Genomic DNA, 12,809 nt, shown 5'->3' on the forward strand with positions numbered 1-12,809 from the left:
TATGAATATCAATGCAATCGCGACTGAATTGCTTCCGCTGTTGGGTGGCAAGGAGAATATTGCCAGTGCGGCACACTGTGCCACCCGTCTGCGCCTGGTGCTGGCGGACGACAGCCTGATCAATAAAAGTGCTATCGAACAGGTCGAAGGCGTTAAAGGCTGTTTCAGCAATGCCGGACAGATTCAGATCATTTTTGGTACGGGGCTGGTGAACAAGGTCTACGCCGAATTTATTAAAGTGGCCGGTATCAGCGAATCCAGTAAATCTGAAGCCGCGGATATTGCGGCGCAAAAGCTGAATCCGTTCCAGCGCATCGCCCGCGTGCTGTCGAATATTTTCGTGCCGATCATTCCGGCGATTGTGGCATCCGGCCTGCTGATGGGGCTGCTCGGTATGGTGAAAACCTACGGCTGGGCCAACCCGGAGAGCGCGATTTTTATCATGCTCGATATGTTCAGCTCAGCGGCGTTTATCATTCTGCCAATTCTGATTGGGTTCACCGCTGCGCGGGAGTTTGGCGGCAACCCGTTCCTCGGCGCTACGCTGGGCGGCATTCTGACCCATCCGGCGCTGACTAACGCCTGGGGCGTCGCCAGCGGTTTCCATACCATGAATTTCTTTGGTATTGAGATTGCGATGATCGGCTATCAGGGCACGGTTTTCCCGGTGCTGCTGGCGGTGTGGTTCATGAGTTTCATCGAAAAACGCCTGCGCAAAATCATTCCGGATGCGCTGGATCTGATCCTGACGCCTTTCCTGACCGTGATCATTTCCGGCTTTATCGCTTTCCTGATTATCGGCCCGGCGGGTCGTGCGCTGGGTGACGGCATTTCCTTTATTCTCAGTACATTGATCACTCATGCAGGCTGGTTCGCGGGGCTGATATTTGGCGGGCTATATTCGGTTATCGTCATCACCGGTATTCACCACAGCTTCCATGCTATTGAAGCCGGTTTACTGGGTAATCCAAATATCGGCGTGAATTTCCTGCTGCCGATCTGGTCGATGGCTAACGTCGCGCAGGGCGGTGCCTGTCTGGCGGTTTACTTCAAAACGCGTGATGCGAAAATTAAAGCCATCGCAGTGCCTTCAGCGTTTTCCGCCATGCTGGGTATTACGGAGGCAGCAATCTTCGGGATCAACCTGCGCTTTATGAAGCCTTTTCTGGCGGCGCTGGCGGGCGGTGCGCTCGGCGGTGCCTGGGTGGTGGCGATGCACGTCAATATGACGGCAGTCGGTCTGACCGGCATTCCGGGGCTGGCTATCGTGCAGGCCAGCTCGATTCTCAGCTACCTGATCGGTCTGGTGATTGCCTTCGGCAGCGCATTCCTGCTGTCATTGCTGCTGAAATACAACACGGAGAGTGAGAAATGACGGAAACCAGTTTGCTCAAAAAAGCACTGTGCAGCGTGGTCGCCGGTCAGGTTAAAGCGGCGGCAGACCCTTACCGCCCCGGCTGGCATCTCGCGCCGCCGGTCGGGCTGCTCAATGACCCGAACGGATTTATTCAGCATAACGGTCGTTTCCATTTGTTCTATCAATGGAACCCGCTGGCCTGCGCGCACGGTGCTAAATTCTGGGGGCACTGGAGTTCGGCAGATTTACTGCACTGGCAGCATGAACCGCTGGCGCTGGCACCTTCAGAAGCCTACGAATCCCACGGCTGTTATTCAGGCTCAGCCGTGACAGATAACGGCCAGCTGACGCTGATTTATACCGGTAACGTGAAGTATCCCGATGGCAGCCGTACGGCATTTCAGTGTCTGGCGCGCGAAAATGCAGACGGCGAATTTGATAAAACCGGGCCGGTATTTAATCTGCCGAAAGGCTATACCGGACATGTGCGTGATCCGAAAGTCTGGCGGCATGAAAACCACTGGTACATGGTGCTGGGCGCTCAGGATCTCAGCCTCAAAGGCAAAGTGTTATTGCTGCGATCTGAGAATTTATCAGCCTGGGATCTTCTGGGCGAAATTGCCGGTTCAGGTTTACACGGGCTGGGCGAATTCGGCTACATGTGGGAATGCCCGGATTTATTCCGGCTGGCAGATAACGACATTTTGATTTGCTGTCCGCAAGGTTTAGCGGCGGAATCTGACCGTTATCTGAATACTTTCCAGTCGGGTTATTTTGTCGGGCAACTGGATTACGACAATGCGACCCTGGAGCACGGCGAATTCACTGAGCTGGATCTGGGGTTCGAATTTTATGCGCCGCAGACCACGCTAACGGATGACGGGCGACGCCTGCTGATTGGATGGATGGGAATACCGGACGGAGATGAATTTTTCCAGCCGACAATACAAAATGGCTGGCTGCATACGATGACCTGCCCGCGCGAACTGACGCTGGTGGCGGGTAAAATCATGCAAAAACCGGCACGTGAGCTGCAACAACTCCGTCGTGATGAACAGGCATGGCAGGGGATTGCCGACGATTGCCCTCCACTGGACATCACAAAAGCCGAGACGGAAATTGTCACAGAACAGGCTTTCAGCGCGGATTTAGGTGGCGACATGACGCTCAGCTTCGACGGAGAATGGCTGCGTTTAACGCGAAAAAACCGACGCAGTGGCTTGGCGGAACAGCGTATCTGGCGCGGCGCGCTGCACAAACTAACGGTGTTAAGCGATGCGTCGAGCCTTGAAATTTTCATTAATGGCGGAGAAGCGGTGATGTCCTCACGCTATTTCCCTGTTTTACCGGCACAATTGAACTTGCGGGGTTCTCATCAGATTACGCTGCGCCACTGGTCGTTGGCGGAATGCGTGATAGAATAAATGTCTTTCCGGACAACAGAATATGGCGCAGTGAAAAAGACCAAACGCATCACTATCAGTGGCATAGCCGAACTGGCTGGCGTCTCAAAATCGACTGCCAGCCAGGTACTCAACGGACACAGCAAGAAGTTTCGAATCTCCGATCCCACCCGGGATCGGGTACTCGCTGTGGCAGCTGAACATCATTATCAGCCGAGCATTCACGCTCGTTCGCTCAATGTCACGCGCAGTTTCACACTTGGGTTGGTCGTCCCGGAAATGACCAACTATGGTTTTGCTGCCTGCTCCAACGAACTTGAGACGCTGTGTCGCGAGAACGGCATGCAGCTGCTGATTGCCTGCACGGATGAAAATACCAGTCAGGAAACCATGGTGGTCAATAATCTGATCCAGCGTCAGGTCGACGGACTGATTGTCGCATCCAGCATGCTCAGCGATGCAGAATACGTAAAAATCAGCCAGCAGTTACCTGTCGTCTTATTTGACCGCCATATGCAAGACACGCAGCTGCCGATTGTGGTCTGTGAAGCCATCGAATCCTCAGCAGAACTGGTCTCGCGTATAGCGCAAACCCAGCGTGATGAATTTTATTTTCTTGGCGGACAACCGCGGATCTCCCCGACCCGTGACCGCCTGGCGGGTTATCAGCTTGGCCTGCAGCGGGCGGGTGTCAGCCTGAACCCGGACTGGATTGTTTACGGCAATTACCAGCCAAGCTCCGGCTATGAAATGTTTGCGCAACTGTGCGCCCGACTCGGACGTCCGCCCAAAGCACTTTTCGTGGCTTCCTGCGGCCTGATGGAAGGCGTTCTGCGCTATATGAGCCAGCATCAGCTGCTCGAGAGCGATATCCATCTGTGCAGTTTTGACGACCACTATCTGTACGATTCCCTTTCCGTGAAAATCGACACGGTCGCGCAGGACTGCGGGGAACTGGCTATGCACTGCTTCAGCATGATCAGTGACCTGATGAATGAACAACCCATCGCACAAACCCAATGCTTCCTGACCCCTAAATTGCACTGGCGTTCCCGGCACTTCTCGCAGATCAAATAAATAGTAAATACTGCCGCCACAAGATGATGTGATAATTCATTTCGCATCATCTGATTTATTCCGCCTGCATTGTCCTTTGTGGTCATCCATGCGGGGAGAGCACGTTGAGCATGTTGCGTCTGAACGGTAAATACCTGACTAATTTTCGCACTTATAATTAACATCAGTACATATAAATTAATATTCCTGGCTAATTAAATTGCCCCCGCTGTGACGGGTTTCAAAATACATAAAGGTGCCTTCCTGTATATTTATACGGTGAATGTATTTAATTACCAGTGCAGGTAATCATAATGAATAACAAATATAAATTGCATGAATTTCTTGATGTAAAAAGACTTCAGACTCTCCAGGATAATTTTAGTAAATCGATGATGATTGCCTTAGTGGTAGTCGATCAGGATGGCGTTCCGGTGACACAGGCCAGCGGGTTTTCAGATTTCTGCGCCCGGTCACGTCTTAATGAATCGCTGGCGAACCACTGCTACGAAAGTGATAACGCCGGTGGACGTGCCGCTATGGAGGCCGGAAAACCAGTGGTATACCGCTGTTACTGCGGCTTTGTTGAGTTCGCTGTGCCGATCATGATTAACGATCATTATCTTGGCGCGTTTATTTCCGGCCAGGTGAAAGTCGAGGAAGAGAAAGAGCGCACCATTCCGTATATTCTCGATAACAACGAAATATGGAAAGAAAATGAATGGCTGATCGACTTACATCATGATGCTAAACGCATGCCTTACGATCGTTTCGAATCGACCGCCTCCACATTATTACATGTCTCGTCGTATCTGGTAGAACAGGCGCATACCAACAATATTCAGCGGGAACTGCACCGCAAAGATCTCGAACTCACCGATGAGTTGCGTAAAAGAGTGGAAATAGAACGTTCATTGCATGAAGCGGAATTTAAAGCCCTGTCTTATCAGATTAACCCGCACTTTCTGTTTAACGTATTAAATACCATTGGCCGGCTGGCATATCTGGAAGATGCACAGCGCACAGAAACCATGGTGCATGATTTTTCCGACATGATGCGCTATTTGCTGCGCAAAAATAATCATGGCCTGATTACGCTAAGCCATGAAATTAATTATGTCACCTGCTACATGTCAATTCAGAAAGTCCGCATGAATGACCGTTTCGATTATGAGTGCGATATTCCGGAAAAATACCTTGATGTCGTTTGTCCGTTCCTGATTTTGCAGCCCCTGGTCGAGAACTTTTTCAATTACGTTGTCGAGCCGAGAGACACTCCCAGTCTGCTACGCATCAGCGCGACTGACGACGGGCACGATGTCATTCTCGAGGTGACCGACAACGGCGACGGCATGTCACGTGCTGATATTGCCAACATTTTATCCGGTGACGAAAACCGTCAGAAAGGCGGTATCGGCATTAATAATATAAAAAACCGGCTTCAGCTGTTATTCGGCGAAAGCTATGGTCTGGTGATTTCCAGCGCGCATCAGCCAAGAATGGGGACCACCATCACTCTTAAATTCCCCATGCTGCAAGCCTGAAACAGGGAGAAAAGACTATGTACAATATTGTGATTGTAGAAGATGAACTGATTGAATCTGAATCTTTACGACGCATTGTGTCTCAGTACGTCGATAATTCCGTGGTGCATGAAGCCAATACCGGCAAAAAAGCCATCCAGCTGATCGACCAGCTCGATCAAATCGATATGATGTTGGTCGATATCAATATTCCGCTGCCTAACGGCAATCAGGTGATTGAATATCTGCGCACCAAAAGTGCCAGCACCAAAGTCATTGTCACTACCGCTAATGACGACTTTGATATTGTGCGCAGCATGCTGAACCTGAAAGTGGATGATTATCTGCTGAAACCGGTGAAGAAAAGCACACTGACCGATGCCATCAGCAAAACCCTGGAAGTCAGTGATATGGACATTGCGGCGTCGCGGGCACTCAAACAATCTGTCGGCGAGATGATCGAACACTGCGATTATCATCGATGGCATCAGTTTCTGTTGAATGCGCTCGATGACGCCTGCGCGGGTACGCCTTCCGGCATCAGTCAACGCAAATTACTAACGGATATACTCGAATTACTGCATCAGCATCTTTCTTCACTGGGAGATAAAGGACTGCCCGCCGGGAAGAAAGTGACGGCAATGATCCAGGAAATCAGCCAGTCTGGCATTACGCCGGGAGCCTATTTCCGCATCATGACCGGCTTGCTAAGCATTAGCGAGGACGTTTTCGACCATGCACTAAAGCACTTTACGGGCACCATGAGTTTTATCGATCGCGCCAGATTCCATATTGAGAAAAATATTCTTAATAATCTGACGCTCGACGACATTGCCGCACGCTCCTTCGTCAGTTCCTGCTATCTGAGCCGGGCCTTCAAGAAAATGACCGGCTATGGTTTTTCAAATTACATCGCTGCCCGCAAGTTAAGCGTAGCCAAATCACTTCTGCAGTTCAGCGATCTCAGAATCAACACCATCGCGCTGGAACTTTCATATCAGGACGCCAACTACTTCTGCCGGATATTTAAAAAAGAGACCGGCATGTCACCTTCTGATTTCCGTAAAATCGTCGCACCGGAACCCGTCAATTCACAAGCGGGCTAATTTTGTGCGCGGGCTCGCCGTAAGGGCAAGAAAGTCCACCCTGCCCGCAAGATAATTTACGTTGCTTTCAGCCGCCGCCCCCTACCATGGGGGAACCTTTGAACAACGTGGCGCGACTTTGGAAGACTCTCTTTTTACCTCTGAATCGGTTGCCGCCGGGCACCCGGATAAAATGGCCGACCAGATAGCCGATGCCATTCTGGACGCCTTTCTATTACAGGATCCTCAGGCCAGAGTGGCATGTGAATGCCTGGTCAAAACCGGCGTAGCCATTGTGGCCGGGGAGATCAGCTCAACCGCCCATGTTGATATCGAATCGGTTATCCGTCACACCATTAAAGAAATTGGCTACAACCATTCCAGCCTGGGTTTCGATGGCGCAACCTGCGCCGTACTGAATATGCTGGGTAAACAGTCTGCCGAAATCGCACAAGGTATCGGCGGCACAACCCCTGACTCACTGGGCGCGGGCGATCAGGGCATCACTTTCGGATATGCCTGCAATGAAACGCCGGAGTATATGCCGGCGACGCTGGTGTATGCGCACCGGCTGATGGCGCGTCAGGCGGCGTTACGCCAGTCGGGGTACCTGCCCTTCCTGCGTCCCGACGCCAAAAGCCAGGTGACGTTGCGCTATCGGCAGCATCAGGTGGTATCCGCCGATACGCTGGTGATTTCAACACAGCATTGCCCGGAGATTTCTCTTACACAACTTCGCGAAGTGGTGCTGGAAGATATCATCAAACCGGTTATTCCCGCCCGCTTGCTAACGCCGCAAACCCGTATTTTGATCAACCCCGCCGGACAATTTATCACCGGCGGTCCGGCAGCCGATTGTGGTCTGACTGGCAGGAAAATCATTGTAGATACCTACGGCGGCGTAGCCCGTCATGGCGGCGGTGCGTTTTCGGGTAAAGATCCGTCGAAAGTCGATCGCTCGGCCGCTTATGCCGCACGCTATGTGGCAAAAAATATTGTCGCGGCGGGGCTGGCAGAACGTTGCGAAGTCCAGTTCGCCTGGGCCATCGGCCTGCCCCGCCCGGTCGCCATCCGTATCGACACTTTTGGCAGCAGCCCGCTGACGGAGCAACAGCTGGTGCAGCGGGTGAACCGACATTTTGACCTCAGCGTCAGCGGCATCATCGCGACACTGGATTTGCTCGTCCCGCGTTACCGTCAGACCGCCTGCTACGGCCATTTTGGTCGCGACATTTTCCCCTGGGAAAAGACCAATAAAGCACAGGCACTACGCGATAACGCCTGAAACAGTGCGCGACGCACTTCCCCTTGAATCTGTTAACAGGAGCGACTTATGCCCGGACAAAGTTTGGGATTAATTGAAACCGTCGGTCTGGCCGCGGCAATAGAAGCTGCGGATGCCGCGATAAAATCCGCGCACGTTACGCTTATCGGCTATGAACTCACCAAAGGTGGCGGTATGGTCACCGTCAAATTCGAAGGCGAAATCGGCGCGATTAACGCGGGGATCGCAGCGGGTGTGATGGCGGCCAGCAAAGTAGGCACCGTTTATGCGCACAAAGTGATTGCCCGCACGGCGCAACACATTGAATGCATGATTTATTCTGCAGATACCCTTGGCATAACCGCTGCCGAGCCTGAAGCTGAACCCGTGCTCTTTGAAAACCCACAAACTATTCCGGTGCTGAATGTGGAAGAACTGAATGTGGAAGAAACGCCGGATCAATCCACATGTATGGATTTTTCAGAAGAGGCACCGAAGAAGGAACAATCAACGGTCACTGTAAACCCCAGCCAAAAGCCTCGTGGTGCTGGCCGTAGAAAATAAACCTAAAGCAAATAAACGTAATCTGCAGATAGAAAAACGGCGATGCATTGGCACCGCCGTTTTTTATGGGCTGTTTCTACGGGCTGAATGAAATCTAAGGTTTGGCAACTTCCGCCACCGGCGCGTTACCCGGCAGGTTTTTACCGATACACAGGCGATACACCGCAGCACCCAGGCAAGCACCGATAACAGGCGCAATAATTGGGATCAGGAAATAAGGAATGTCCCGACCGCCGGTCATGGCGATGTCACCCCAACCGGCAAAGAAAGTGAATAATTTTGGGCCAAAATCACGCGCCGGATTCATGGCAAAACCAGTCAGCGGACCGGTGGAAGCGCCAAGAACCGCGACCAAAATGCCGATCAGCAACGGACCTAACGGGCCACGCGGCACGCCGTTGCCGTCGTCGGTCAGCGCCATGATCAGCCCCATCAGAATCGAAGTTATGACGATTTCGATAAACGCCGCCTGCCACACGCTGATGGCTGCCGAAGGATAAGTACTGAAAATGCTGGCCAGTTGAAGGCTTTCCACACTGCCGCGTACCATATGGTTGGCGGTTTCAAAATTGATAAACAGATTATGGTAGAACATGTATGCCAGCAGCGCGCCGCCGAAAGCCCCGGCTACCTGGGCGATAATATATGGCACCACTTTACGGGCGGGAAAACGCGCAAAAAGCCACAAAGCGATGGTGATCGCGGGATTCAGGTGTGCACCGGAAATGCCTGCGGTGAGATAGACAGCCAGCGAGATCCCCAACCCCCACACAATGCAGATTTCCCACAACCCAAAACTGGCTCCTGCAACTTTTACTGCCGCAAGACAGCTGATGCCAAAAAACAAAAATAAGCCGGTACCAAGAAATTCCGCAATACATTGCGTCTTCACTGAATCATTCATACAACGACCCTTCCCGATAATTGTTTTGTAAGGCTGGATTTCCTTAACGGAAACTCAGCCGCCGATATGGCAATGAAAACCAGACAACTCAACTTCTCTTTTTAATAATTCCATTTTCGATTCGGCAATACTGTCTGCTTCGCCCATCGGATAAATACGCCCCAGCAGGCCATACTTATTTTCACCAAAAGAGTGATAAGGCAATAAATGCAAGGTATCGACGTTAGACATCAGCCGCGCAAATTCCGCAATATTGTGTATTTCTTCGGGATTATCATTCACGCCAGGGATCACCGGAATACGCACAATGGTTTTGGTCAGGAATGAAATACGCAGCAAATTCTCCAGGATCTGACTATTTTCAATCCCGGTATTCGCCAGATGAACGGCAGGATTGATCGCTTTAATGTCGGTAAGTGCCAGATCAACGTAAGGGAATACATCGGCAATCACCTCCGGCGTGGTAAAACCGGTCGTTTCCATGGCCGTGTGCCAGCCCTTTTCCTTACAGGCTTTCAGCAGTTCCCGGGCAAAATCAGGCTGCGCCAGCGGTTCACCGCCGGAAAGCGTGATGCCGCCACCCGAACGGCGGTAGAGATTTTCTTCCTTTTGTAGTTCCCGCATAACGTCAGCGACCGTCATGCGTTTACCTTTCATTTCCAGAGCCTGTGTCGGACAGACCTGCGTACATTCGCCGCACTGAATACAACGTTCGCGATCAATAAAGAAAGCATTACTTACAGATAATGCCTGCTGCTTGCATGCCTCAATGCATTTACCACAGCGAATACAATCGCTCTTCTTAAAAATTAATTCCGGCTTAGGACGTTGTGATTCCGGATTACTGCACCATTTGCATGACAGCGGACAACCTTTAAAAAAAGGAATAGTGCGGATCCCCGGCCCGTCATGCAAAGAATAGCGCTGAATATTAAACAGCACGCCTTCCATCTCATAATCGACTTTATTCATAACTTGACCCGCCATCAGCGCCACAGGTTATTTAAAAAACGGGCTATGTATTGCTACATAGCCCGTGAAGGTAGCTGATCAGAATTGCTGTTCTGTACGGCTGATAATGTCGTCCTGCACCTCTTTCGCCAGCACCACAAACTGCGCACTGTATCCGGCGACCCGCACCACCAGATCCTGATGTTGCTGCGGGTTGTTCTGCGCTTCTATCAGAGTGTTACGGTCAATGACGTTGAACTGGACATGCATACCTTTCTTATCAAAGTAGTTACGCACCAATCCGCTGAAATGACGTAGCCCCTGTTCACCGGCCAGAGCAGACGGCAGGAATTTCTGGTTGTACAACGTGCCATTGGAGGCAATGAAATGATCGAGTTTAGCCACTGAGTTAGCCGCTGCCGTTGGCCCCTGTGTATCCTTGCCCTGACGCGGCGATACGCCGTCGGCCAGAGGTTCTTTCGCCATGCGTCCGTCAGGCAGCGCAGCCACATCTTTGCCAAACAAAACGTTAGCGGAAACCGGATAGATCCCAGCCTGGAACTGGCCGCCACGCGGGTTGGTATATTTTTCGACTTCCTGGCAGTAAATCAGCGCACAGTTGCGCGCCACCAAATCCACTTCGTCGATGTCGTTACCAAAGCATGGTGAGTTTTCCAGAATGTGGCGAATCTCTTCAAAGCGCGGGTTATTGCCAGCCGGAGCCGCAGAAGTGCTGCTGGCAAGCTGGCGGTAAACTTCATTTTTAATCGCCGCCGGATCGAGAGAACCATGCTGACTGATGATGCGTTTCACCATCTCATGAATTTCCTGCTCGCCGAGCGATGACTTACCGCCTGCTTGATGAGGAACGCTGCCGATGGCATGACCGAAGTTGGCGTCCAGCGCGCTTTTCAGCTCAGTCATTGACAGTTTGCGGTCTTCAAAAACTTGCTTCTGAATGGCGTAAACAGAATCCCCGGTGTCAGCGATACCAAAGGCCTGCGGGCCGGTAAAGTTGTAGATTGCTCCGCCATCCTGTAATGATTTACCACGACCAATGCAGTCATCCACCAGTGCAGAAAGGAACGGTAACGGGCAGCGCTCGCCGTGGGCGATATCGACACTGTTACAGGCCTCGACCAGCTGATGAACGAAGTGTGCCATCTGTTTTTTGAAGGCAGTGAAGAAGTCATCAATGCTGGCATATCCGGTCATTTCGCCGGTCACCGGTCCTAATTGTTTACTGCCCACGCGGCCATTGTTCAGTGTGATTTCCAGCACCTTCGCCACGTTGAAGAATGCCGCATCATGCCAGCCTTCGGTGCGGTGAGGTGCCTGCGGTTCGACGCAACCGATAATGCAATAGTCACGGGCATCGTGCAGAGAAACACCACGGTTTTGCAGCGCCGGAATGATCACTTCATCGTTATACATTGCCGGAACGCCCAGCCCCATGCGCACCAGTTCACAGGCGCGGTAGAGGAATTCGTCCGGCGTACCCTGCCAGACGCGAATGGAGAAAGACGGCTGTGGCAGGCGCACATGCGCAGTGGCTTCCATGCACATATAAGTCAGGGGGTTGGTGGCATCGCGGCCATCTTCAGTCTGACCACCGACGCACAAGTTCTGGAACACGGCGTAACCGGCAAATGCCTGTGCGGAAATTTCATCGCGGGTTTTGTTGATGTCGTTAAGCTTTATCCAGCAGCAATCCACCAGCTCCTGCGCGAATTCTTTCGAGATGGAAGTATCAGCGGCCAGATACGGGTACATGTACTGATCGAAACGCCCCGGGGAAATGGAGTGACCGCTGGATTCTATCTGCAACATGCTTTGCAGGAACCAGAAGGTTTGACAGGCTTCCCAGAAATTGCTGGCACCGTTTTCCGGCACCCGCGTACAGTTTTGGGCAATTTGTTCCAGTTCGCGCTTACGCGTTGGATTACTTTCCAGCTGCGCAAGACGTGTCGCTTCCTGCGCGTAGCGATGCGCAAAATTGATTGCCGCCTGATAGCTGATAATCACGGCATTGTAGAATTGTTCTTTTTTAATATATCCCGGTTCGGAACGGTCCAGGGCTTCCAGCTGACGGGTCACCAGGTTAATAATACCTCGGAAGCCGATTTTCAGTATTTTGCCGTAATCCACACTGACATGGCCGACACCACCATAGAAATAGTTGCCGACGGTAAATACGCCGCTGGCCATACTTTCTTTGGTGTCTTCCGACATATAAGATGCCGCCAGTGAACTGGTAGTTTTTCCCGGCCAGTATTTAAACGCCTCATGCAAATCATCAGCCGTTTTTTTCGGGATAATAAACGGGTCGGCGACCCGGTGTTCCATGGTATTAAATTCTTTTTCTACCCAGTCGTAAGAGAATTCAGGACAGATTTCAGTGGAGCGTGGATTAATCGTCACCGCGCCAACAATCAGCTCGTCGGGACGAATAGTTACCGGCAGCTCATTAAATATTTTTTCGACCACGCGTGCCCTGCGCATAATAGCGGGCAGTTGTTCATTTTCTTTATACGCCTGCGTTGCTAATACTGCGCGTTCCGATTCAACATAAGGTTTCGCATGCAGGATCATATTTTTGAGTCTGACAACACGTTCGGTCGGATTAGAAAAACCTTTCTCTAACATAGTGTAACTCCCGAAATGAGTGATTTAACCTTGCGGCAGTAATAGTTTTTATTAGC

General features: G+C 51.5%; 10 protein-coding genes. 7 read left to right on the plus strand and 3 right to left on the minus strand.

The window, feature by feature from the left end; translation table 11 throughout:
* The first annotated feature begins 1 nt into the window (after position 1).
* The 7 genes from EC840_RS06325 (at position 2) to EC840_RS25670 (ending at position 8,252) form a co-directional block, all read left to right on the plus strand.
* Positions 2-1,375, plus strand: a complete 1,374-nt coding sequence (locus EC840_RS06325) for a sucrose-specific PTS transporter subunit IIBC (protein WP_113877716.1) — start codon at positions 2-4, stop codon at positions 1,373-1,375.
* The gene (locus EC840_RS06330; RefSeq protein WP_132964486.1) at positions 1,372-2,781 is read left to right on the plus strand and encodes a sucrose-6-phosphate hydrolase; all 1,410 of its coding nucleotides are present in this window, start codon (positions 1,372-1,374) and stop codon (positions 2,779-2,781) included. The genes EC840_RS06325 and EC840_RS06330 overlap by 4 nt, the downstream gene beginning before the upstream one ends.
* On the plus strand, positions 2,782-3,837 hold the full coding sequence (locus tag EC840_RS06335; protein WP_112289101.1) for a LacI family DNA-binding transcriptional regulator: 1,056 nt from the start codon (positions 2,782-2,784) through the stop codon (positions 3,835-3,837).
* Between the two features lie 293 nt (positions 3,838-4,130).
* Complete coding sequence (locus EC840_RS06340) at positions 4,131-5,360, plus strand: PocR ligand-binding domain-containing protein (protein WP_132964488.1); 1,230 nt, start codon at positions 4,131-4,133, stop codon at positions 5,358-5,360.
* Positions 5,361-5,377: 17 nt separating this feature from the next.
* Positions 5,378-6,445, plus strand: coding sequence for an AraC family transcriptional regulator (locus tag EC840_RS06345; protein ID WP_132964490.1), 1,068 nt, complete (start codon positions 5,378-5,380; stop codon positions 6,443-6,445).
* 118 nt (positions 6,446-6,563) lie between these two features.
* Positions 6,564-7,709, plus strand: a complete 1,146-nt coding sequence (gene metK, locus EC840_RS06350; protein WP_132964492.1) for a methionine adenosyltransferase — start codon at positions 6,564-6,566, stop codon at positions 7,707-7,709.
* A gap of 48 nt (positions 7,710-7,757) precedes the next feature.
* Positions 7,758-8,252 carry a BMC domain-containing protein gene (locus tag EC840_RS25670; protein WP_132964493.1) on the plus strand — a complete coding sequence of 165 codons (495 nt, stop codon included), beginning with the start codon at positions 7,758-7,760 and terminating at the stop codon, positions 8,250-8,252.
* 94 nt (positions 8,253-8,346) lie between these two features.
* Here the strand turns inward: EC840_RS25670 and pduF are convergent, their stop codons facing one another.
* The 3 genes from pduF to grpM form a co-directional block, all read right to left on the minus strand.
* Positions 8,347-9,156 carry a propanediol diffusion facilitator PduF gene (gene pduF / locus EC840_RS06360; protein WP_129638142.1) on the minus strand — a complete coding sequence of 270 codons (810 nt, stop codon included), beginning with the start codon at positions 9,154-9,156 and terminating at the stop codon, positions 8,347-8,349.
* A gap of 54 nt (positions 9,157-9,210) precedes the next feature.
* Entirely contained in the window at positions 9,211-10,128 is a 918-nt protein-coding gene (locus tag EC840_RS06365) for a glycyl-radical enzyme activating protein (RefSeq protein ID WP_132964495.1), read from the minus strand.
* A gap of 78 nt (positions 10,129-10,206) precedes the next feature.
* Complete coding sequence (gene grpM / locus EC840_RS06370) at positions 10,207-12,753, minus strand: glycyl radical diol dehydratase GrpM (protein ID WP_132964497.1); 2,547 nt, start codon at positions 12,751-12,753, stop codon at positions 10,207-10,209.
* Between the last annotated feature and the right edge of the window lie 56 nt (positions 12,754-12,809).

Origin of the sequence: Rahnella sp. JUb53, from assembly GCF_004346065.1 — a bacterium.
GTDB classification, from domain to species: Bacteria; Pseudomonadota; Gammaproteobacteria; order Enterobacterales; family Enterobacteriaceae; genus Rahnella; species Rahnella variigena.

What these genes read in the sequence shown, in the direction of transcription:
- EC840_RS06325 (WP_113877716.1), top strand. Translation starts at nt 2, where the DNA reads ATGAATATCAATGCAATCGCGACTGAATTGCTTCCGCTGTTGGGTGGC.
- EC840_RS06330 (WP_132964486.1), top strand. Translation starts at nt 1,372, where the DNA reads ATGACGGAAACCAGTTTGCTCAAAAAAGCACTGTGCAGCGTGGTCGCC.
- EC840_RS06335 (WP_112289101.1), top strand. Translation starts at nt 2,782, where the DNA reads ATGTCTTTCCGGACAACAGAATATGGCGCAGTGAAAAAGACCAAACGC.
- EC840_RS06340 (WP_132964488.1), top strand. Translation starts at nt 4,131, where the DNA reads ATGAATAACAAATATAAATTGCATGAATTTCTTGATGTAAAAAGACTT.
- EC840_RS06345 (WP_132964490.1), top strand. Translation starts at nt 5,378, where the DNA reads ATGTACAATATTGTGATTGTAGAAGATGAACTGATTGAATCTGAATCT.
- EC840_RS25670 (WP_132964493.1), top strand. Translation starts at nt 7,758, where the DNA reads ATGCCCGGACAAAGTTTGGGATTAATTGAAACCGTCGGTCTGGCCGCG.
- pduF (WP_129638142.1), bottom strand. Translation starts at nt 9,156, where the DNA reads ATGAATGATTCAGTGAAGACGCAATGTATTGCGGAATTTCTTGGTACC.
- EC840_RS06365 (WP_132964495.1), bottom strand. Translation starts at nt 10,128, where the DNA reads ATGAATAAAGTCGATTATGAGATGGAAGGCGTGCTGTTTAATATTCAG.
- grpM (WP_132964497.1), bottom strand. Translation starts at nt 12,753, where the DNA reads ATGTTAGAGAAAGGTTTTTCTAATCCGACCGAACGTGTTGTCAGACTC.